19 protein-coding genes are annotated in these 23,750 nt (G+C 47.7%); 11 read left to right on the top strand and 8 right to left on the bottom strand.

Translation table 11 applies throughout. The features are described 5' to 3' along the window. Positions 1-4 precede the first annotated feature (4 nt). Positions 5-1,072 carry an RluA family pseudouridine synthase gene (locus I6E49_RS06475; RefSeq protein ID WP_235401205.1) on the bottom strand — a complete coding sequence of 356 codons (1,068 nt, stop codon included), beginning with the start codon at positions 1,070-1,072 and terminating at the stop codon, positions 5-7. A 52-nt stretch (positions 1,073-1,124) separates the two neighbouring features. Then, positions 1,125-1,784, bottom strand: a complete 660-nt coding sequence (locus I6E49_RS06470) for a PASTA domain-containing protein (protein WP_235401139.1) — start codon at positions 1,782-1,784, stop codon at positions 1,125-1,127. 163 nt (positions 1,785-1,947) lie between these two features. On the opposite strand from I6E49_RS06470, the gene I6E49_RS06465 reads away from it, so the two are divergent. From I6E49_RS06465 to I6E49_RS14600, 9 genes are all read left to right on the top strand, one after another. Then, positions 1,948-2,952, top strand: coding sequence for a hypothetical protein (locus I6E49_RS06465; protein WP_235401138.1), 1,005 nt, complete (start codon positions 1,948-1,950; stop codon positions 2,950-2,952). Then, on the top strand, positions 2,949-4,145 hold the full coding sequence (locus tag I6E49_RS06460; protein ID WP_235401137.1) for a GH25 family lysozyme: 1,197 nt from the start codon (positions 2,949-2,951) through the stop codon (positions 4,143-4,145). Before I6E49_RS06465 ends, I6E49_RS06460 begins: the two co-directional genes overlap by 4 nt. A gap of 762 nt (positions 4,146-4,907) precedes the next feature. Then, positions 4,908-5,753 carry a BRO-N domain-containing protein gene (locus I6E49_RS06455; RefSeq protein WP_235401136.1) on the top strand — a complete coding sequence of 282 codons (846 nt, stop codon included), beginning with the start codon at positions 4,908-4,910 and terminating at the stop codon, positions 5,751-5,753. A 123-nt stretch (positions 5,754-5,876) separates the two neighbouring features. Then, positions 5,877-6,638 carry a DNA-methyltransferase gene (locus I6E49_RS06450; RefSeq protein ID WP_235401135.1) on the top strand — a complete coding sequence of 254 codons (762 nt, stop codon included), beginning with the start codon at positions 5,877-5,879 and terminating at the stop codon, positions 6,636-6,638. After that, positions 6,635-7,684 carry a DNA cytosine methyltransferase gene (locus I6E49_RS06445; RefSeq protein WP_235401133.1) on the top strand — a complete coding sequence of 350 codons (1,050 nt, stop codon included), beginning with the start codon at positions 6,635-6,637 and terminating at the stop codon, positions 7,682-7,684. The genes I6E49_RS06450 and I6E49_RS06445 overlap by 4 nt, the downstream gene beginning before the upstream one ends. A 992-nt stretch (positions 7,685-8,676) precedes the next feature. Next, positions 8,677-9,915 (top strand): hypothetical protein, encoded by a 1,239-nt coding sequence (locus tag I6E49_RS06440; RefSeq protein WP_235401131.1) that lies wholly within the window; start codon positions 8,677-8,679, stop codon positions 9,913-9,915. Positions 9,916-9,932: 17 nt separating this feature from the next. Then, positions 9,933-12,386 (top strand): DUF2357 domain-containing protein, encoded by a 2,454-nt coding sequence (locus tag I6E49_RS06435; RefSeq protein ID WP_235401130.1) that lies wholly within the window; start codon positions 9,933-9,935, stop codon positions 12,384-12,386. Positions 12,387-12,500: 114 nt separating this feature from the next. Further along, on the top strand, positions 12,501-12,845 hold the full coding sequence (locus I6E49_RS14605) for a PD-(D/E)XK nuclease family transposase (RefSeq protein ID WP_367120377.1): 345 nt from the start codon (positions 12,501-12,503) through the stop codon (positions 12,843-12,845). A gap of 137 nt (positions 12,846-12,982) precedes the next feature. Continuing rightward, on the top strand, positions 12,983-13,144 hold the full coding sequence (locus tag I6E49_RS14600) for a hypothetical protein (protein WP_363662224.1): 162 nt from the start codon (positions 12,983-12,985) through the stop codon (positions 13,142-13,144). Between the two features lie 232 nt (positions 13,145-13,376). Here the strand turns inward: I6E49_RS14600 and I6E49_RS06425 are convergent, their stop codons facing one another. From I6E49_RS06425 to I6E49_RS06400, 6 genes are all read right to left on the bottom strand, one after another. Next, positions 13,377-14,486, bottom strand: coding sequence for an efflux RND transporter periplasmic adaptor subunit (locus I6E49_RS06425; protein ID WP_235401129.1), 1,110 nt, complete (start codon positions 14,484-14,486; stop codon positions 13,377-13,379). Between the two features lie 72 nt (positions 14,487-14,558). Further along, positions 14,559-15,797 carry an ABC transporter permease gene (locus I6E49_RS06420; RefSeq protein ID WP_235401128.1) on the bottom strand — a complete coding sequence of 413 codons (1,239 nt, stop codon included), beginning with the start codon at positions 15,795-15,797 and terminating at the stop codon, positions 14,559-14,561. A gap of 186 nt (positions 15,798-15,983) precedes the next feature. After that, positions 15,984-17,246 carry an ABC transporter permease gene (locus I6E49_RS06415; RefSeq protein ID WP_235401127.1) on the bottom strand — a complete coding sequence of 421 codons (1,263 nt, stop codon included), beginning with the start codon at positions 17,244-17,246 and terminating at the stop codon, positions 15,984-15,986. A 185-nt stretch (positions 17,247-17,431) separates the two neighbouring features. Then, entirely contained in the window at positions 17,432-18,151 is a 720-nt protein-coding gene (locus I6E49_RS06410) for an ABC transporter ATP-binding protein (RefSeq protein WP_235401125.1), read from the bottom strand. 204 nt (positions 18,152-18,355) lie between these two features. After that, on the bottom strand, positions 18,356-19,297 hold the full coding sequence (locus I6E49_RS06405; protein WP_235401123.1) for a DMT family transporter: 942 nt from the start codon (positions 19,295-19,297) through the stop codon (positions 18,356-18,358). A 9-nt stretch (positions 19,298-19,306) separates the two neighbouring features. Then, positions 19,307-21,100 carry an aminopeptidase P family protein gene (locus I6E49_RS06400; RefSeq protein WP_235401122.1) on the bottom strand — a complete coding sequence of 598 codons (1,794 nt, stop codon included), beginning with the start codon at positions 21,098-21,100 and terminating at the stop codon, positions 19,307-19,309. Between the two features lie 285 nt (positions 21,101-21,385). Between I6E49_RS06400 and I6E49_RS06395 the strand changes: the two genes are divergently transcribed. Then, entirely contained in the window at positions 21,386-22,378 is a 993-nt protein-coding gene (locus I6E49_RS06395; protein WP_106811407.1) for a malate dehydrogenase, read from the top strand. A 103-nt stretch (positions 22,379-22,481) separates the two neighbouring features. Continuing rightward, complete coding sequence (locus I6E49_RS06390; RefSeq protein WP_235401120.1) at positions 22,482-23,261, top strand: glycoside hydrolase family 16 protein; 780 nt, start codon at positions 22,482-22,484, stop codon at positions 23,259-23,261. The last annotated feature ends 489 nt before the right edge of the window (positions 23,262-23,750 follow it).

Below are 23,750 nucleotides of genomic sequence, written 5' to 3'. Positions count from 1 at the left end.
TGTATTATTTGTTGCTAAATGTGTCGCGCGTAGTTCCTCCCAGATATGCGCGCCATTTGTCGATGAGCTGCGACAGGTCAGACGGCAACTCGCTTGTAAAGTCCATCTGCTTGTGTGTAGACGGATGGACGAAGCCCAGTGTGCGTGCATGCAGAGCCTGACGCGGGCATATCTTGAAGCAGTTCTGTATGAAAGCCTTGTATGTCGCCGAGCGTTCGCCGCGCAATATCTCCATGCCTCCATATCGTTCGTCGCCGAAAAGCGGATGTCCTATATGCTTCATGTGGGCACGTATCTGATGGGTACGGCCCGTCTCCAGTCGGCATTCTATGAGCGTTACATAGCCGAAGCGCTCTATCACGCGCCAATGAGTCACCGCTTCCTTGCCGATACCCGACTCTGGCGGCATCACGGTCATGCGCAATCGGTCTTTAGGGTCGCGTGCGATGTTGCCCTCAATGCGTCCTTCGTCCTCGGTGAGGTTGCCCCACACCACAGCGTTGTACGAGCGGTGCGTGGTCTTATTGAAGAACTGTAGTCCGAGAGACGTCTTTGCTTTCGGAGTTTTTGCCACAACCAGCAGTCCGCTTGTGTCCTTGTCGATACGGTGAACGAGTCCCACTTCGGGGTCGTTAGGGTCGTAGCTCTCCACATTGCGCAAGTGCCATGCTATGGCATTGACCAATGTTCCGGTGAAGTTGCCCGCTCCCGGGTGCACCACCATGCCAGCCTCCTTGTTCACCACCATCAAGTCGTCGTCCTCATACACTACGTTGATGGGCAAGTCTTCAGACACTATGCTTGTGTCGTGGCGTGGGCGGTCGAGCATAAGCGTCACCACGTCGCCCGGGCGCACCTTGAAGTTGCTCTTTACGGGGCGTCCGTTGACGTGTACGAAGCCTGCATCGGCAGCCGTCTGAATACGGTTGCGCGACGAGTGCGGCAGTTTCTCGCACATATATTTGTCGACTCTCAACGGCTGCATGCCCGGGTCGGCCTCAAATCGGAAGTGCTCGTACAGCTGCCCGGTCTCGTCGTCCGACGCATCAGCGTCATAGCCATCTACAGCCATGTCCTGCACGTCAAGTTCGTCCATTATATCTATATTGTCTGTCATATCTATCCTACTCGTGTATTTCCTGGAATTCATCCACATCGCCTACTTCCTCCATTTGCTCTTCGGGCAGCAGCTCGGGCGCGTCGGTGTAGTCTATCTCTTCGGTACTGTCACGCTGACCGTTGCCCACTTGAATGGTTATGAAGTCGTCGATGCCGATACGGTCGCCAGCCTTAACCTGACGTCCGTGCACCACGAGTCCGTACACCCAGTCTTTCTCGCCCTCTACAAACATAGGATGCGTCAACTTGAATCCCATAGCCTGCAACTTTGCCATAGCCTCGCGCAGCGATGAGTTGTCGATGATGTCGGGCACGGTGAGCGTAGGCGTGTGCGATGCGTTCACGGTGAGATAAATCACGTGTCCCGACTTGACGCATTCGCCCGGTGCAGGCGACTGCTCCAGAATACAGTCGGGCGGCAGTCCGCGCACATATCCGGTGTCGCTCACCACGACAGTCATTCCTGCTTCGCGCAAGAGGTAGTCGGCATCAGCAAACGATTTGCGACGCACGTCGGGTATAGCTATCGACTCTCCGTGATGGGTGTACACGTCGAGTCCGAACTTAACGCCCGCACACACTGCCACCACCACAAGAGCCATGGCGCACAGATTGCCCCACAGATATCGGCTTTTGAATTTTTTGATGAATTCAGAAGGGTTCATACTTAATTTTCGTCGTTTTCTATTTATGCAAAGTTACGATTAACATCGGAATAAACAAAATATATGGCTTAAAAAGCGTGAAACTATTGGCTTTTTATTATACACCGTATTGATATTATTTGTAATTTCGCACTCCGAACAAACTTACACACACATATATAATATGAAACCACATACAAAGGCAATCGTAGGCGTTGCCGTAGCAATAAGCATAGCCGTAGCGGCGTGGTGCGTATGGCAGACATGGCCGTCGGATGCTTCCGGCATGCGACGCACAGCCGTCGTAGTAGAACAACTGACATGGCACGAGGTGACGGCAGACAACCGCCCCGTGCTCTACTTCAGTTCTGCCGAGGGCGACTCAGCCCTTACGGGCATAACATCCGTGCGCGATTCGGCTACACACCGACGGCTTACAATGGGCTTCTGGACCAACAGCCTGCCGCTGATGCCTACGTGTCGCGGACGTGTTGTGGCTCCCTATACAGCCGAAGGGGGCGTGCCTCGCAGCCTCAACGATTCTGCCATAGTGCGACTGTGCCGCCTCTCTGCCGACATACAGCTCAAACGGCTGCAGACACAGAAGTCCGAACTCGACTACTACATTCGTGTACACGGCGTGCAGGACAACGGTTATCAGCAGATTGCAGCCCTTGCCAACAGCATCAAGCGTGCAGCCATTGCCGTAAGGACTGCACGCAACATCATCGACAGTCTGGCTGCCGACAAGAAGCACCGCCACCGCTTCGCACTATGCACCAAAGCCACGTTCAGCGTGACCGGACACGATGACGAAGGCAAGACGGTGCGCATCCCCATGCACCTCGTCAGCCGCGACAGCACATTGCGTCTGGCTGTACTGCAAACCTCCGACCGCAGCACACCAGACTGGGCTAAGCCAGCAAAACTGCTGCCTTGGGACGCATCAACGTCACGCTCGGTGCTCAGCGTAGCCACCCCAGGTCTCGGTGTGCACGGAATAGAGTCGGACACCGTAAGCCCCATCATCGTGCAGGGCACATTGCAGGCATCGGGACAGCACAATCTGCCACGCCTGCTCGCTCCCGACGGAGCACCCGTGTACACCCGTCGCGGCCACTTCATAGGCTTGGTAAACGGCAAGCAGATAGTAGCGCGTCGTGAAATCAGTAAACTGTTGAAGAAATGAAAACGCACATAACACACCTATTTATATTTGCGCTGCTCGTGCTGACATCGTGCCGTGACGTCACGCCCGACACCATAGTCAGCCAACACGGCAAATACACCTACTACGGCACCGTAAAGAACGGCCGCTACGACGGCTACGGCACACTCAGCATAGGCGACAGCACCATATACGCCGGACAATGGCGCTGCGGCAAACGCAGCGGAAAGGGCGTAAGCCACGACTCGCTACATCACCGCATCGTCGGTACCTGGCGCGCCGATACACTGGTGCGTGGCACATGGACCGACTCTACGGGCACCTATTCGGGCGAGATGAACCGCGATGCCATTGCCCACGGACACGGTAGCTTTGCCGATACGCAGCAGGGATTCTATTCGGGCCAGTGGCGCGACGGACAACGCACGGGATTCGGCTTTGCACTCCTGCCGAAGAAACATCTGCGCATAGGAGAGTGGTCGAAAAACCGCTTCCTTGGCGAACGGCTCGAATATACCGCCGACCGCATCTACGGCATCGACCTCTCACGCTTCCAGCACGACGTAGGCCGACGCCACTACCCCATCGACTGGAGCCGTCTGCGCATAGCCCACTTAGGAACAATATCGCGCAAGCGGGTGCGGGGCAAGGTAGACTATCCCGTATCGTTCTGCTACATCAAGTCGACTGAGGGCACAACCATACGCAACCGCTACTTCCGTGCCGACTATACGGCTGCCCGCCGACGCGGCATCAAGACCGGAGCCTATCACTTCTTCTCCACACGTACGCCTGCCGACCGCCAAGCACGATTCTTCATAGCCAACTCGAAGTTCTCGAAGGGCGACCTGCCTCCGGTTCTCGACGTTGAGCCGACGCACGCTATGATAAAGAAGATGGGCGGTGCTGACGCTTTGTTCAGAGCCATACGCACATGGCTGCGCATCGTAGGCCAGCATACGGGAACACGCCCCGTGCTGTACATCTCGCAAACATTCGTCAACCGTTATCTCCCATCGGCACCCGACCTCAAGCGCGACTACAACATCTGGATAGCCCGTTACGGCGAATACAAGCCCGACGTACACCTCGTATATTGGCAACTATGCCCCGACGGACGCGTCACAGGCATACGACCCGAAGTAGACATCAACGTATTCAACGGCTATCGCTCCGAATACGAAGACTTCCTGCAGCGCGAGTGTATCAAGTAGACGGAGCTATGATACGGTTGTTGTGGCGGTGAGATGGTGAGACGATTTTGATATGCAAATATTGTACTCGCAGTAAAAAACTGTTACAAAACAAAAATCGATTCTAGAGATTTCCGAGGTCGATTTTTATTGTTTCAACGGTGTCCGACACCCTATTAATAACACAAAAGGGCTTCTTTGCACTCCCAAAGTACAACTTCAGGTGTGCAAAGAAGCCCTTTTTGCATTGCAAAAGAGGTACAATCGGAGTGCAAAAGGGGTCCTTTTGCAACGAAAAGGACTACTTTTTTGTTTATAAAAATTGCGCACTTCTACTCACATCCAGCATAACGCACTGTATATAAACAACATAACGCTGCACGCTCAAAACTCAAGAATTTCGGCTCAAAGATTTCTTCGTGCGCTCAGCTCGCAGTTTTGAGCGATTTAAAATGCAAATATTGTAATCTAAAGAGTATGGCAAGAAGGCAAAATGAAAATCTATTATCACGCAACCTTACTTCACCTCCTCGCAGATAATTACTACTGAAAAGCAACAATTTATATCTGTATAGTACAAATATGGATGCTTATGATGATAAGTAAAAGTAAGGAAAGAATGGTGAAATTTTCTCACCAAGTTGGTGAATAATCATAAAACATTATATGATTTCTTCACAATTATCGTGTTTTATAGCTACCTTTGTAAGCAAAACATATAGGTGACAGATCTTCTTAAAGAAGATAACATTGATTGACAATATGATAATGAAATAGAACAATATGACGAAGAAGGAATCTCTTCAACTATTTGAAGAAAAGAAGGTGCGCACCGTATGGGACGACAAGGAGGAGAAGTGGTATTTCTCCATTGTGGATGTATGCGGTGTGCTGACGGAACAACCAGATACTGAGCATGCGCGAAACTACTGGAAAGTATTGAAACACAGGCTTGTAAAAGAAGGCAATCAAACGGTTACAAATTGTAACCGTTTGAAGCTTCGTGCCTCAGACGGCAAATTGCGCATGACAGACGTTGCTGATACTGAGCAGCTTTTCCGCATTATCCAGTCGATTCCTTCACCAAAGGCAGAGCCTTTCAAGGTATGGATGGCACAGGTGGCAAGCTCTCGTTTGGAACAGATGCAGGATCCAGAAAAGAGCATAGACCAGGCCATCGTTGACTACAAGCGTTTGGGATATTCAGATGCTTGGATAAACCAGCGCATCAAGTCTATAGAAATCAGGAAAGAACTCACCGATGAATGGGCGCGAACTGGGGTGCAGCAAGGTTTGCAATATGCTTCTCTTACCGACATTATTACCCGAGAGTGGAGCGGAATGACAACCAAACAGTACAAAAACTTCAAAGGCCTGAAGAAGGAGAGCCTGCGTGACAACATGACCAACATGGAGATAGCCCTCAATATGCTTGCCGAGGCATCTGCCACGGAGCTGTCCAAACAGCGCAACCCTAACGGATTCCGTCAGCAGAAGCAGGTGGCTAAGGATGGTGGTAGCGTTGCGAAAGCAGCACGCACACAACTGGAGTCAAAGCTGGGACATGGGGTGATAACACAGGCTAAAGCTAGTGATTATCTGCCTAATTTAGAAGATAACGATGAATAATAATATTCTTATGGACTACCAAATGATAGTGCCAAAGAAAGAATTAGAGGAAGTCCTCACAAGCGAGACTAGGAAGTTTGGGGAGGAAAAAGAAAGTAAAAAAGAATAGGAAGACATGTAATCATGGCTGAAATTAAAGAATTTAAAGAGTTTGTGCCAATTGGTGAAAATGCGTGCATCGCATTGGGGGATGCTATTACCAAGTTGCAAACTCTTCCAGATAAATGCGTTGATTTAATAATAACAGACCCTCCATACAATTTAGGCTTGTTTATGAAAAAACGCGGCACTAATATGAACAAGTTACGCGAAGGGCATTTCGCCGCATCTGGCTGGGATGATTTAGATTTCAATGAATGGACAAGGCAGATGAACATCCTTTTTCAAGAATGTCATAGAGTTTTGAAAAAGAAAGGAAATCTCATAATGTTCATGTCTATTATTAAGGTCGAAACTCTTATTAACTTAGGTCAAGAGAATGGGTTTTACTATAAAACTGTTGGCGTATGGCATAAAACAAATCCTCTACCGAGGAATATGAATTTACAGTTCATAAATTCCACGGAGACTTGGATTTATATGGTTAATGACGGAACAACAGGGACATTCAATAATGAAGGAAAAGCAATCCATGATTTTGTTGAGACCGCAACAATAAGTAACAAGGAACGAAAGTTTGGTAAACACCCCACACAAAAGCCGATAGGACTTTTGAGTCATTTCATAGAAATACTTTCTAATGAAAACGATACAGTCCTTGACCCATTTATGGGCAGTGGAAGCACTGGAGTTTCTTGCAAAAAATTAAAAAGGAAATTCATAGGAATAGAGTTAAACGAAAAGTATTATAAATTATCAGAAGATAGAATTTTAAACGATATATGATAGTAGGAGATTTGTTTGCTGGAGTCGGTGGCCTTTCTGAAGGATTCCGAATGGATGGCTTTGATATTGGTTTTGCAATAGAGTTTGATAAGGAAATAGCAGAATCATACAAACTCAATCATCCTACAACAGATGTAATTGCCGATGACATATCAAAAGTGGATGTTGAAGAATTGCACAAGAAACATCCAAATATTGATGTAATAATCGGAGGCCCTCCTTGTCAAGGATTTTCTCAAAAAGGTAAGAGATTAAGCCTTGATGACCCTCGAAATTTCTTGTTTAAACAGTTTGTGAAGTTCGTGGCAGAATTCAAACCAAAATATTTTGTATTAGAGAATGTACCCAACATAATTACGACATCCAATGGATATTTCAAAGATGAAATCATTAAGTCTTTTGGAATTTTAGGTTATGAAGTTACATGTGGGGTTCTTTATGCTCGTGATTTTGGTGTACCACAGGACCGAAGAAGGGCTGTATTTATCGGACAGATTAATAAATTGGAAATTGGTTTACCAGAACCCTTGAATATTCATACAACAGTAAAGGATGCTATTTACGATCTTCCTTTTATAAAATCAGGGGAAGGCATTGAAGTTACAGAATACGACAAAACGGCTGATTCTGATTATCAAAAATTAATGAGAGGCAGTTGTAAAAAACTATATAACCATGTAGCGACAAATCATTCTAAATCTGCTCTTGAAAGATTAAAGATGATTCCGAAAGGAGCTGGTAAAGAAGTTCTTCCTAAGGAGTTATTGACAAAATCCATATATAGTGGGACTTGGTGTCGCTTATTGGAAGATGGCATAGCTCCTACAATTACTACAAGATTTGACACACCATCATCGGGAAGGTTTACACACCCTATTTTGGACCGTTGCCTTACCATTCGAGAAGCTGCAAGAATTCAGTCATTCCCAGATTCATTTAGATTTTATGGTAGCAGAACTTGCCAAATGAAGCAGGTTGGTAATGCAGTACCACCTTTGTTAGCAAAAGCTGTTGCAGACATGATTATTAATAATGAAAATAAATAAGATTTATGGCAGAAGTATTTCCTACCTCATTAAAGCATAGGACGACTCCCAATCTTAGATTAGGGATAAAGTCTTCATGTGGTGATTTGAAAAGTATAATTGCCGCATTGTATATCATCTTCAAATCTTCGAAAACTCCAGAAAGTATTGTTTATTCAAAGGAGAAAGTCTTGGAAAATGGTATTACAGGAATTGAGTTGACGGAAGAACTTGCATCAACAATTTCTGCAACATTCCCAAATATTGTAAATGTTGTAGATAAAGTAAATTCTACACCTCTGTTTACTCGTCAGTGTGAGCCATTACAAGTAGCAATTGAATTGTTTTTTAATTTGGGAAGATTGAAATTCGCAGATAATGGTCATTCTGAAAGAACTGGAAAAAACAGATACAAAAAAACTTTGATGTTTTCTGATAAGATGATAGTCATTGATGCCTACCTCTCAGCTTTCAATCCAGCTGAAAGAGATGCGTTCCTGAATCTATGGCTTGAAGAAAAGCATGACAATAAATCGTCAATAGAAGACGGATTTAAACAAATTCTGTCTACTTTTACAATTGATTGCTGTTATAAAATTAAAAGAGGAGAAGGAAATGAGCTGATTTTTAATTTAGAGAACATTTATGAGGAATTAGCCAACAATAATGATGTCCTTTTCAAAGAAAATGGACAAGAAACAGTAGGACCAACCCGTGTTTTATGCTCTTATGTAAAAGAACATATGTCATATGACATTGCTTGTCATAACGAAAAATTCATAGCAAAGGATGGACGTGGTGAATATTTAAAGATGCACTATGGGCTGATTTCTAATACCCTTGATCTTATAAATAGGGAACTTCCATTTAATGATGTCAAAAATATATGCAATAATACAATAAAAATCGACTCAGAAGTTCAAAAGAATCATTCCATTCCCTTCCTCACCGCCCTCCGTACCAAACCCTTCCTTCTCCTCGCTGGCATCTCTGGCACAGGCAAGAGCCGTATTGTGCGAGAGTTTGCTTTTAAGTCATGCCCCAAGTGTTTACAGGACAAGGCTGGTACTACCCCAGGCAACTACTGCATGATAGAGGTGAAGCCTAACTGGCACGACTCAACGGAACTGTTGGGATATTACAGCCGACTGGGCAAGGCAGGTTATCAGTTCACGAAGTTCGTGAAGTTCTTGGTGAAGGCAAAGATGTTCCCGAACGTTCCATTCTTCGTATGCCTTGACGAGATGAACTTAGCACCAGTGGAACAGTATTTCGCTGAGATACTGAGCATATTGGAAACCCGCAAGCATCCGAAGAATGTGGAAACAGGCGAGGTGGATATGGCGACGGTCAAGACAGAGCCGATAATCGACGCACAGTATTTCCGTGAATTGGCGGAAATGCCTAATGTCAAGAATGTACAGACGGGAGAGCCTTTCAGCAGCAATCTGACAGACAGAGACATCTACATGAAACTCTTCAGCATAGATACCGAAAAAGATATTGACACGGAGGTGGGCAAACGCACGGACTTAACGACTGAAGGTCTTGAGCTGCCAGACAATGTCGTAATCATTGGTACTGTCAACATGGATGATACCACGCACCAGTTCTCCCGCAAGGTGATTGACCGTGCCATGACCATTGAGATGAATGGCGGCAATCTGCGCAATATGTTTGGCGGCAGCAAAAACTTGGAGTACCTTCCTGAATCAGAGCAGAAGAAATGGCAGAATGCGTTCATTCGTAGATATGTGAGTGCAGACGAGGTTTTGGATGCACATCCAGATGTGGCAGAAGAACTGATGGAGAAACTTCCGACAAAGCTGGAAGAAATAAACTTGGCATTGAAGGGAACACCCTTCGTGGTCAGTTATCGTGTGCTGAACGAGCTGACCATAATGGTTGGTGTGATGCTCGACGAAGGCATGGACTTGGATGAAGCCGTCGCTGCATCCATAAACAACATTCTGTTGATGAAGATTTTGCCACGTATTGAAGGCGATGCGGAAATGTTCTCTATGTCAAGAGAATATAAGGCAAAAGCTGGCGTATCGTATGACAACCGACTGGAATGGTTGAAGGATATTGCGCCAAACATCAAAGAATCATCGGCTGAAGCAGGATCTGAGAATGACGATACAGAAGAAAAGACAGAAACTGTAAAAGAGTGCCAACAAACAGCGAAAGAGAAAATACAGGAAATGATTGACCGACTGAACAATCAGGAGTTCACTCGCTTCTGGCCATAATCGTATAGGACAGGCTTATGCAGACAGAGGTTTTAAGGTTCGTACACCCCGACTATGAGGTGATTGTCCGCACACTGGACATCGGCTATTCGTGGGAACGCTTCAAGGGGCGCATCAATTATGCAAGGAGAAACAATCCCGATATTGATGCGCCAGAGTCATATTGCCGTTACACCTCGAAAGACGAGTGCAAGCTTTGCCTTTACAGTCCGATAACAGAAAAGAAGACTGACGATGAAGAGGAAACAAGACTTGAAAGCGGAAAGGTGTGGGATGGTCTATGGCCAGTGGTCTATGAGACTTGCAAATATCAGGTTCGTCTGCTCTTCCACGGAGTGGATAAAGACTCCGTGCCGGAAATACGCCATGTGCGCAAAGATGTGGAGGAAAGTTTCTTCGTAGATGAGGAATTGAACGGAAGGGAGGAGAAATCTCTTACGGGAGAATTGGATTTCTTGAATGAGCCAGGAGTGTTCAAACTCGACTTTTCGTATCATAAAAATGGAATCCGTAAGGAAAGTTTTGTCACGTTTGACGTGGTATCGCCAAAACTCGACACCAAGAACGATTACAAGTCGCTTCTGCGAGAGGTCAACGAGGAATACGAAAACGTAATCTATCGCTATCTTAGCATCACGCTTCAACAATTCAGCCGAGGCAAGATTAATACCGATGCTACATGGATGGCTGCATTCCAAAGCGTGGTGGACAACTATGTGAAGAACGTGAAGCGTGTGATACAGAATCCACATTCGCAGATTGTAAACTTCCGCACATCAAGAAAAGCGGAGCAAATCAAGTTCTGGACACCTGCAATGGAGGAGCAATATGGAGAAATTGAGAAGGAAGGCAAACTGGAAGAGCATTACTTCGGCTTTGACGAAGTGCGTTCCACACACGACACGATGGAAAACCGCTTCGTGAAACATACCCTCCAAAGCATCGAGCGTCGGCTTTCTTCAATAATAGCGACCATACTCGACTCCTCGCAAGAAGAACTGTCAGAACGCCACAGACAGATGTGGACTGACTATCAAGACTCACTAAGAAGGCTGTCGAAACATCCGTTCTTCAAAACTGTGGGGCGCTTTGACGGAATGAAACAGGAGAGTCTTGTGCTGCAAAGCCGATTAGGCTACCAACAGATATACAAAGACTGGCTCAAACTGAAGCGAGGTATCGACCTTTATAATGGAGCGGCGAACATTGGTACTTTGCAGATATGGGAAATATATGAGTTGTGGTGCTTCATCAAGATGAAGAGACTTGTGGCTGACGCTATGGGCATTGACCATAACAAACCATCACATGAGCAACTGATAACCGAACCTAAGGGTTCTCTGCTCAACCCGTTTACCGATTCCTCTTTGGAACATATTGTGGAATATCATTATCCGAAAGCGGAGGAGAATGACACGGACGAACGCAAGGCGCAACTTACAGCACATGAGGGAGACGTGGTCACGCTTCACTATCAGCACACGTTCAACCGCACAAGCGGCAAGGACGAATATGGTATGGGCATCAACACCGCGACAACGGAGCAACGTCCCGACATCGTTCTCAACATCCACAAGGCATCCGGAGAAATCGTACTGACATACTTGTATGATGCGAAGTATCGTGTTATCAACGACAAGAAGCTTGACAAGGATTTTGAACAGCAGGATATTGCCGAGAATGCAGGTATGCCTGGCGGTGACTATCCGCCTACAGATGCCATCAACCAAATGCACCGTTACCGTGATGCTATCTATTACAGCAAAGAGCATGAGCCATACCGCTCGAAGGAGATAATCGGTGGCTACATTCTCTTTCCAGGTCGTGGCAGCGATGAGTATATCAGAAAGCGTTATTACAGCGCGAGTGTGGAAAGCGTGAATATTGGTGCATTTCCATTGCTGCCCAAAAGCGAAACCTTGTTGCGAGAACATCTGGATGACATCTTGATGAAATATTCGACAACTGATACCCATGTGGCGAAAGCCAAGCCACAACGCACATTAGCCTATGTTACCGAAGATGAAAAGGCGGGAATGTTGTCTGATAATTTGGTGATGGTAGCAATTGCTGGTAGTGAAGAAAAACGCCAATGGACATTTGATAAACTCTGGTACAACATACCTTTGGATAAAGTCGCTGACTCTCCATGGAATCAGGCGAAGTATCTGCTTTTATATGTCAAAGGAGAAAAGTTTGTGGGTAATCTGTGCAAGATTGTCCGCACAAGACATGATGTGTGGACAAAGGATAAGCTGGAAAAAGAAAGTTATCCCGACACTCCGAACCATTCTGCTTATTTCATGATTCGAATAAGGAAGCCAAGTGAAACAGATGCCGAATTACAGAAGTTGCTGTTCAATGTCAAAGACATCCCTAATAAATATTGGGGAAATGAGCGTATGGCATTTATGCTGGTAAAGCTGAATAACTTGGAGAATGTTGTTGATAAAAAGATACGGATGGTATGATTCTATTTAAAGCAAAAATAAGTATATTTGGAGTTTTAACGAAACGACTAAGATTATATATATCGGATAAATAAATGAGGCAAATTATACATTATATATTTCGGTTTTAAGCGCTTGTTCGGCTCTGAGTTTAACAAGGAGTTGCTCATCAGCTTTCTGAACGCTATGTTTCATGGCGAGCAGAACGTGCAGGATGTCACGTATCTTAACTCAGAACAGCTTGGCGACAGAGTTGATGCTCGCCGTGCCATCTTCGATGTTTATTGCGAGAACGACAAGGGAGAGAAGTTCATTGTGGAGATGCAGAATGTATACCATGAGTTCTTCAAGGACCGTTATTCTACGTTCCACATACGCGAACAGGCACAGCGTGGTGGCGATTGGGACTTTCATCTCTATCCGGTATACACCATCGGTTTGCCCAACTTCAACTTTGCCAAAGGTCTGCAGAATGCCTAACGCTGGCTCAGGAACGCAAACAATACGAGGACAGCGTCAACGCCTATCGCGATATAATCAACGCCATAAGAACAGCGGAAAAGAAGAAATTTGCAAAAGGAAGGGCAAAGGGCAAAGCGGAAGGAATAGCTGAAGGCATGGCTAAAGGCGAAAAAGCAGCTAAAGTAAAAATAGCCGCCAACCTTCTGTCTCTTGGTGTACCTATGAAAACCATAATGCAAGCATCAGGCTTGTCAGAAGAAGAAATAAAGAACTATTGCTGTCCGGTTAAACTTTTGCAAGCAGTTTTTTATATATGAGCAACTTTCTATAGGAGGATATGTTAAGATAATTCTGAACTGTTACTTATACTGAGACGCTTGTATCTGTCTCCTAATACGAATACGTATTCATCTGCCAACGATAACGTATTCATTCTTCCGCTTTCAAAATGCTAATAATGACCTGTAATTAAAGAACATAACACAATAAAAAAAGGCGTACAACCAAAATCTATAAGATTTCAGTTGTACGCCTTATTCGTATCTACGATTAGTCGTCCTTGCCAACCTTCTTTGGTCCGCGCACACGTTCGTTCATGCGCAGTCCGCTCTTTATTTCGATGTTGAGTCCGTCGGACAATCCGGTCACTACCTTACGGCGCTCGTAGGTTTTGTCCTTGCCGGTGCCTTTGACAATGTAGACAAAGGTGTTGTCGCCCTCAAACTCGATGGCACTCTCGGGGACTGACATCACGTGGCGAGCCTCAGCAAGCACAATCTCGGCATTGGCACTATAGCCGCTGCGTATCTGTTCACCGCTGGTGGGGAGATTCACAGCAGCTTTTATTTCAAACTGATTGGCACCGTTCTGGTCGGTTGCCTTAGGCGAGATGTACTCCAGTCGGGCGTCGAACTTAAGGTTCTGCAACGCACCGATGGTTATCTTCATTGACATTCCTGTATTGAGTCGTCCCACCTCGGTCTCGTCAATATTGCCACGGAATATGAGGTCGTTCATGTTGGCTACAGTGGCGATGGTGGTACCGTCGTTGAAAGTGTTTGAGAGAATCACCGAGTTGCCCACCTTAACCGGAACGTCAAGAATCAGTCCTGTCACTGTAGAGCGTATCAGCGTTGACGACTCCGAAGCATTTGAGCGTGACACACCGTTGCGCACCACCTCAAGATTGTCTTGCGCTGCAGCCACTTCCTCACGAGCCTGTCGCCATGCCTGTGCTATCTTGTCGTATTCATCGGCTGAGACAAGTCCCTTGTCGTACAGAGTCTTCTCACGTTCGTAGTCGGTACGTGCCTGACGCTCGTTGATATTAGCCAAACGTACACGCGACTGAGCCGAACTGAGCTGTCCCATTTCCGGAATAACCTTCACCTTGGCTATCACCTCACCTACCGTTACGGTCTGTCCTGCCTCCTTGAGTATCTCGCTTATGATGCCCGAAATCTGCGGTTTGATATTCACCTCGTTGCGCGGTTCAATCTTTCCCGTGATAACGGTGGTCTTGCGTATGTCCATATGCTTAGGCGCAAACTCGTCGTACACCACCGGTTGCGGGCGCGACTTGATATAAAGGAACACAAACGTTCCGACAAAGACTATGGCCACAAGAGCCAATAAGACAATCTTGAAATATCTTTTCATTGCAATTATATTTAATTCAAAACTCAAAACTCAAAATTCAAAATTCAAAATTCAAAATTCCGGCTCCGCCGGCTACTCATCTCGCATAGCATCTACAGGTTTAATGTGCATAGCACGCAGCGCAGGAGCCAAACCAGCAAGCATACCGAGCACCGACAGCAACACCACAGCCCCTATTGCTGTCCAGAAGTCTATTTGGAAATGAGCCGACGTTATGCCGTCTGTAGTATTTGCCATCTCAAGCCCTTGCAGCACGAGCACCACAAAGAGGATGCCGCTCATGCCAGCCACCGAAGTAAGCAAAATACTCTCCTGCATGATTTGCGACAGTATATCGCGTGGCGTGGCTCCGATGGCACGACGTATGCCAATCTCCACCGTTCGTTCGCGCACAGTCACCATCATGATGTTCGACACACCGATGGCACCAGCCAGTAGTGTACCTATGCCCACAAGCCATATCAGCATGTTGATGCCTCGGAACATATTGTCCACCATCGAGAACATCATCTCCGTATTGAACACCATCACGCCCTTCTCGTCCTTCGGACTGACATCGTGAGCCTTCGCCACAACCATACGCATACGGTCGGTAATGTCACTCATGGTCACTCCCGGCTTACCCGTCACACATAGCATATCGATGCTTTCGCCACGATTGTATATCTGTTGCACGAGCGAGAGCGGCATAAACACCGCCTGCTGATCGTTGCCGTTGATGTTCATATTGCCGTCGGCATAGTTTACGCCAACAATACTGAAGTATACCGAGTCGATGCGTATCACGTCGCCACACGGATTGCCTCCCTTCGGGAAGAGATTCTTGTATACCTCCTTACCCAGCACGCACACCTTGCGGCGCTGCTGGATATCCATTTGGTTGATGTATCTGCCGTAGCGCATCTTAGGTTCTGTTACGCGCTGCATATCAGGCAACACACCCTTTACGATTCCGCTTGACGATTGTTCATCGTGCGTAACAGTCGTGCCCCATCGTGTAATGGTAGGCGTAACCACATCGAGTTCGGGTATGTGAGCACGCAGTCGCTGCACGTCTGCCTGCGTCATATTCCACTGTCGTCCTTTGCGAAATCCGTGATAAGGCTTGGTGGTAGGCTGCGCCCATACAATGGCTGAGTTGGTGGCAAAACCCGCAAGGTTGTTGCTGAGCAACTCCTTCAGTCCGTCGCCCCCGCCTATCAGTCCAACAAGCATGAACACGCCCCAAAACACGCCGAATCCCGTAAGAAACGTGCGCGACTTGTTGCGCGACAGTACGTCGAGTATTTCGGTAAGAGTGTCAGTATCCAAAAGCCTAACCCCCTTACCCCTCCCCCGTAGGGAGGGGAGTGGTATGTGACGATGAATTATATGTATAGCCTTTAAAACCAACCTTTTCATTTTATAATCAATTATTCTATTTATATCTTTACCGATTCTCAATAAACAAAGCACATCACTCCCCTCCCTACGGGGGAGGGGTTGGGGGTGAGGCCTTTACTCCGCCCTCAACGCTTCAATCGGCCTTATCTTTGCCGCCTTGCGTGCCGGTATGAGTCCGGCTATTGTTCCCGCTACAATCATCAGCACCGTAGCTTGCACACACGTGGCTATGCTTACGGTCGGGTCTACGAAAATCTGGGCAGAGAACAATCCGTTGTCCACTTTGGTTTGTCCTATAGTGGCGTTCATATATTGCGTCGCTGCTATGCCGAGCACCATACCAATATATCCGAAGAAGGTAGTGATGACGATGCTCTCCACAATGATGAGTCGCAGTATCGACCATGGCGAGGCACCGATGGCTTTGCGTATGCCGAATTCACGGGTGCGTTCACGTACGGTGATGAGCATGATGTTCGACACGCCTACTATGCCCGACAGCAGCGTGAATAGTCCCACTATCCACAGCGCAGTGCTAATCAATCCTGTAGCAGTGTTGAGCTGCAAGTCCTGGGTGAATCGGTTCCATATCCATATGGTACGCTCATCGTCGGTAGCGGCACGGTGCTGGCGGTTGATACGTGCACGATAAGCCTTTTCAAATGCTTCGTTTTCTGCCTCGGTCTTTAGTCCGTGAAACGAGAATACGATGTTGCCCGTCTTGTCACCACTATTATATATAGAGCGGAAGGTGGTGAACGGGATGAATGCGTCGTTGCTCACACGACTTTGGTCGCTGTCGTATATGCCCACAACCTTAAACCCCATGTCCGATGCCTTTATCAATCGGCCGTTTAGATTGAGCGGAGCCTCGGGCATGAGCTCCTTGGCAATGTTGAGCGACAGCACTATCGACTTGCGTCGTTCGTTAAGGTCGATGGGGTTGATGAATCGTCCCACAAGCAAGTCGCGCTTGTTTATGTCGATATCGTTGGGATACACTCCACTCACATTGATGCCAGTAGTATAGTTGTCGGCATATACCAGTGTCTGTCCTCCCTTGTCGAGTTCGGCTCCGACATCGTCGACATTGGCAGCAAATCCCTCGCGAGTCAGGTCCAGATCCTTATCGTTCAGTTCAATGCTTCGTCCCTTGCCGAGTCCGTCGTGAGGCTTCGACGTTTCGCCTCCAAAGATGGTCATCGAATTGGTGAGCACCTTCATTCTATTGCCCATTATGCCGTGAATGAGTCCGTTGCCGGCTCCAAGCAGCACAATAAGTATGAAGATGCCCCACGCCACAGAGAATCCGGTAAGCGCCGTGCGCAACCGGTTGTGGGTTATAGTGGTCCATATCTCTTTGAAAATGTCGTGCATTATCGAATTAGGAATTTTGAGTTTTGAATTTTGAATTGGTTGCCTACGGCAATTTTTAGTTTTTGAATTTTGAATTAGATAGCTTCGGTATTATTAAATTCTGAAATTCCAAATCGCAGGCTAAGCCGAGAACAATTCAAAATTCAAAACTCCTAATTCAACATTCATGAAATAGTGGCACGCCACTATTTCATTATTCCATTGATGCCGAACGGACTGGCTTTGTGGTCGAGGTTCTCCTCAATGCTTCCGATGAGTCCGTCCTTTATATGTACAATCTTGTTGGTCTCGTTGGCGACGCCGCTCTCGTGTGTCACGACAATGGTGGTGACACCCTCCTCGGCGTTGAGCTGCTTGAGCAGAGCCATCACCTCAACACTCGTCTTTGAGTCCAAGGCACCCGTTGGTTCGTCAGCCAGGATTATTTGTGGTTTGGTGATTAGTGCGCGTGCTATAGCAACACGCTGCTTCTGTCCGCCCGACATCTCGTTGGGATAGTGGTCGGCCCATTGCGTCAGTCCGAGACGGTCGAGATATTCCATAGCCATACGGTGGCGTGTGCGACGGTTGACACCTTGATAATATAGTGGCAGTTCGACGTTCTCCACAGCAGTCTTAAAACCTATAAGATTGAACGATTGGAAAATGAAGCCAATCATACGGTTGCGGTATTCTGCGGCACGTGTCTCCGAAAGGTCCTTGATGAGCGTGCCTGCAAGGCGGTATTCTCCCGAGTCATAATTGTCGAGAATACCAAGAATGTTTAGCAATGTCGACTTGCCCGAGCCCGACGCACCCATGATGGATACGAACTCGCCATCGGCAATGTCGAGATTTATTCCTTTCAGCACGTGCAACGGCTGTGCACCCTGATAGGTCTTGTTGATGTCTTGTAAATGAATCATATTGCTTGTTTGACTGCAAATGTAATAAAAAAGTTGCAAGCAATATCTTTTTTAGTTGAGAATTGAGAGTTGAAAGTTGAAAAATGAGAGTTGAGAATTGAGAGTTATGATTACCTTTAAAGCTTGATATTTAAACCAAAACATTTACCATAAAGCATTAGCTGCAAAACATATCATAACTCTCAACTCTCAATTTCCATTTTACTACTTCCATCGCCATGTCTTTGTCAGTTTGCGCCCGAGTTTTCCGAGCACCATTGTCACCTTGTGTGGCGACAGATCCTTGCCACAGATGATGAGCAATACAGCGGTAAGGATAAGGATGATGCCCAATGCAAGGCGCAACGTGAAGTGCTCGCCAAAGCACAGAACACCTATGGCTACTGCCGTCATAGGCTCCAGCGCACCCATGATGGCAGTCGGAGTAGAACCGATGTCGTGCACAGCCACCACCATAAGCACAAGCGAGAGCACCGTTGGCAGCAGCGCAAGCTGTGTGGCGTAAAACCACTGGCGCGGGGTGTCAATCAGCTGTACCGTCTCGCCCATGGCAAAAGTGTAGCACAATATAGTACACAGACCGAATACCAAAGTGTAGAACGTCAGTTTTACCGACGACATACGCAGCGACGACTTGTTGACAACGACTATATACACGGCGTATGTCAACGACGAAATCATCACGAGCGTCACACCTAGCGTGCTGAGCGATGCTCCTCCCTCAGTATGGTTGAGCAGGGCGATACCGCCGAGCGACAGCACTATGGCGAAGACAGTGGCTGCCGTCACCTTCTCCTTGAACAGGGCAGCCATGATTATAGCCACCATTACGGGATAGACGAACAGCAGCGTCGACGCAATGCCCACATCCATGTGATTGAAACTGATGTAGAGCGATGACGACGACGAACCCATAAGTATGCCCAATGCTACGAGTGTGATAAGTTCACGGCGTGTCAGGGCGAACGACTTGCGCTGCACCAGCATCATCACAGCCAACATGAGCGCCGCCAAACCGAAACGATAGAACAGTGTGGAGTTGGCTGTGATGCCGTCGGCATACAGATTCATGGCACCAAGCGGATTGGTGCCATAGAATACCGCAGCGGCAACTCCGCATATAGTACCTCTTAACTTAGGATTCATATATATTGCTTAAATCGCCTCCGTCTTTATACGCAGCCATTCGCGCTCGTCTTCGTTGAGCAGTTGCGACAGGCGTTCGTACACCATCTGATGATAAGCATTCAGAACCGAACGTTCTTCGGCACTGAGCATGTCTACAACAATCGGGGTGGTGTCGATAGGACAGAGTGTGAGAGGCTCGAAGCGCACGAAGCGGCCGAACTCTGTAGTGATGTAAGGCACTACGAGCAGCGTGTTCTCAATGCGCACACCGAAGCGGTCGGCAAGATACAGACCCGGCTCGTCCGTTACGGTCATACCCTCCACCATCGGTGTGCCACGATACTCCTGACGTATCTGGTGAGGGCCTTCGTGTACACTGAGGTATGAGCCAACGCCGTGACCTGTACCATGCATATAGTTCATTCCTTCGCGCCACATAGCCGAACGTGCTATGGCGTCGAGCTGAGTGCCAGCCGCTCCACGTGGGAAGCAGAGGTTCTGCAGCGACAAGTGTCCCTTCAGCACGAGTGTATACACACGACGATGCAGGTCGCTCACGGGTCCGAGCTGTATGGTACGTGTTATGTCTGTTGTGCCGTCGGTGTACTGTGCACCGCTGTCGAGAAGCAGAAATCCTTCGGGCTTCAACGGTATGTCGCTCTCGGGAGTCGGCTCGTAGTGTACAATGGCACCATGCTTCTCATATCCTGCAATAGTGTCAAACGAGTTGTCGCGATACAGCGGTTGCTCGGCACGCAGCTGGCGTAGCTTCTCGCTTACCGACAGTTCGGTCTCGTTGCCCTGCGGTACAGCCTGCTCCAGCCACTTCAGGAAGCGTACCATTGCCACACCGTCGCGCAGCATGGCTCTGCGATAGCCCTCACACTCAGCTTCGCTCTTCACAGCCTTCATGGCAGGGACGGGCGACGGAGCGCTCACTACACGATAATTGCCACGCACCTGCGAGAGAGTATAGTTGACTGTAGCAGGGTCGATGAGCAGCGTGTATCCGCCGTAAGCCTTCAGTCCCTCTACTATGTCATCGTATTCGGCAACGTCCACGTTCTGCTCCTTGAGATAAGCCAGCACCTCAGGCGTCAGCTTTTCACCTTTTATATATAAGGTGGCTGAATCCTCGGCAATGATGAGCCACGACACGAACACCGGAGTGCAGTGTACGTCGGTGCAACGCAGGTTGAGTGTCCATGCAATGTCGTCGAGCTGTGTCAGCAACATGCCCGATGCACCCTGGCGCAGCAGCTTGTGGCGTATACGGTCGAGCTTGTCCGAGCAAGCCTCGCCGGCATATTCCATAGGCTGAATGTTCAGCTTGTCCGACGGCACCGACGGACGGTCGGTCCACACACGTTCCAGAATGTCGAGATTGGTGCGCATTGTCAGTCCGCCCAGCAGTTTCAGTTCAGCCTTCATGTCCTCCACTTCCGAGAGCGCCATACACATACCGTCTACACCCACCTCAGTAGAGTCGCCGTCCTTAGTCTCCTGCGCTATCCATTCGGGAATAGTAGGAGTGTCGTCCAGGCGCTCGCGCATCAGCTGAAACTCGGTGCCGGCAAGCTGCTGTTCGGCGGCTATGAAATAGCGCGAGTCGGTCCACAGCGCAGCCGAATGCAGTGTCACTACAGCCGTACCTGCCGAACCGTCAAACCCAGATATCCACTTACGACCCTCCCAACGCGATGGTACATACTCGCTCATGTGTGGGTCGGAACTCGGAAAGATAAATGCCGAGAGATGCTCACGGCGCATCTCCTCGCGTAACGCTTCCAGGCGCGACGCAATAATCTTGTTGTCCGTCATATTTGATTGGTTATTAATTTTTGATTAACGTCCTTGTCAACTCATCAACTTGTCGACTCGTCAACATTTTCGTGTAAAGTTAGGCAGTTTTAGCCAAACAAACAAATTTACTGAGACAAAAACCAATAAAAAAGAATTGACACGTCACAAGGCGAAAAATTAAGAATAAACAACACTTAAAAGAGTGTATAATATTTTGTTTGTTTCAAAAAAATTGTATCTTTGCACTTACAAAAAAGGAGAAATACATATTTATATAACACAATAATAAAAACGTAATTTATTATGGCATTTTTAAGTAACGAAAAACTCTTGATCGTCGGTGCCGGCGGTATGATTGGTTCTAACATGGTACAGAGCGCTCTTATGCTCGGTCTTACTCCTAACATCTGTCTTTATGATATCTATGAGCCGGGTGTACACGGTGTATTCGACGAGATGCAGCAGTGCGCATTCCCTGGTGCTAACCTCTCTTACACAGTTGATCCTAAGGAGGCTTTCACAGGCGCTAAGTATATCATCTCTTCAGGCGGTGCTCCTCGTAAGGACGGCATGACTCGTGAGGATCTTCTCAAGGGCAACTGCAAGATTGCTGCTGAGTTCGGTGACAACATCAAGAAGTACTGCCCGGACGTAGAGCACGTAGTTGTTATCTTCAACCCGGCTGACGTTACAGCCCTCACAGCTCTTATCCACTCAGGTTTAAAGCCAAACCAGCTCACATCACTCGCTGCTCTTGACTCTACACGTCTGCAGCAGGCTCTCGCCCTCGAGTTCGGCGTACAGCAGGACAAGGTAACTGGCGCTCACACATACGGTGGCCACGGCGAGCAGATGGCTGTATTCGCTTCACAGGTTAAGGTTGACGGCAAGCCTCTCTCAGAGATGGGGCTCAGCGACGAGCGTTGGGAGGAGATCAAGCACCACACCGTACAGGGTGGCTCTAACATCATTAAGCTCCGTGGCCGCTCTTCATTCCAGAGCCCGGCTTACAACGCTGTTAAGATGATCGAGGCAGCTATGGGTGGCGAGAAGTTCACATTGCCAGCAGGTTGCTACGTTAACTGCGACAAGTGCGGCTTCAAGAACGTTATGATGGCTATGCCTTCTACAATCGACAAGACTGGCGTTCACTTCACAGAGCCTGCAGGCACTGAGGAGGAGATGGCAAGCCTCGCTAAGTCATACGAGCACCTCTGCAAGATGCGCGACGAGATCGTAGAACTTGGTATCGTACCAGCTGTTGAGAAGTGGAACGAGCTCAACCCGAACCTCTAATCAGACAAGGTAGAGACAATAAAATCTCTAAATAATTATAGGAGCCGAACCCGGCTGAGGTTCGGCTCCTTTTTTATGTATAATAACTTTACTACTTAAACAAATGAAAATCCTGACTACACTTATCGCATTGGCGCTCAGCGTGGCGTCGTTTGCATCCACACCCCACAAGTATCGCCTCGTATGGCAAGACCACTTCAACGGCAAGACATTCGACAGCCGCTCGTGGACCAAGATTCCTCGCAGTGCCAGTGCCGACTGGAAGCGATACATGTCGTCTGCCGACTCGCTCTATGCCGTGCGCGACGGCAAACTCATACTGCGTGGTGCCGTCAACACCAATCACGAAGCCGATACAGCACAGTTTGTCACTGGCGGACTCTACACCAAACACAAGCGTACTGTCAAGTACGGCAAGGTAGAGGTGAGAGCTAAGCTCGGCAGCGCACAGGGAGCATGGCCTGCTATATGGATGATGCCCGACGAGGACATTCAGTGGCCTCACGGAGGCGAAATAGACATCATGGAGCATCTCAATCACGACAACATTGCCTATCAGACCATACACACCAACTACACCTACAACCTCAAACTACAGGACACGCCGCCTCACGGCAAGACCCACTCTATCGACCGCGACGGATACAACACATACAGCGTAGAACTGTTGCCCGACTCAATAGTGTTCTCAGTCAACGGCGACCGCTACTTCGCCTACCCTCGCATACAGACCGACAAGGAAGGACAGTTCCCCTTCAATCGTCCGTTCTACCTGCTCATCGATATGCAGATAGAAGGCTCATGGGTTGGCAAGGCCGACCACAAGCAATTGCCTGTTGAAATGGAAATTGACTGGGTGAAGTTCTATGAATTGAAGGAATAGTAAAAAAGGCTTATCACTATAATTCCAAATGCCGCAAGCAGTACGCCATGTAAGGGCAAAAACGTTAATTATCAATGCTTTTGCCCTTACATGGCATCTTGCTTTTATCAATCCGTACACCCAGAGCAGATGCCCTGAGCTATGTGCTTATTGGGCATTACCTTTCCGCTACGCACTGGTGACATTTGCACCAGTAAGTACAAACGCTATTATCTCGCCTCTGGCATTGCACGCAAGGTGGAGTTTAAAGGCATGGCCATTACGTCATTATGCTGATAAATTAAAAAGGTATGTAAACAAGCCAAAGAACGCTGCTATATAATAATGTATAGCACGTGCAAAGGTAATGTTCTGCACAAGCAATGTTAAAAAAATATTGATGCGCAATTTGATTGCAACTGATCAACCCTAAAAGCGGATCAAATAATATTGTTGTGTTTTTAACAATTCAATATTATTGTTTATCTTTGCGTCATGAATAGAACTCAG

Source organism: Leyella stercorea, assembly GCF_021531655.1.
The sequence above is the reverse complement of the archived record's forward strand: the minus strand, read 5'-3'. Positions and strand labels throughout refer to the sequence as shown.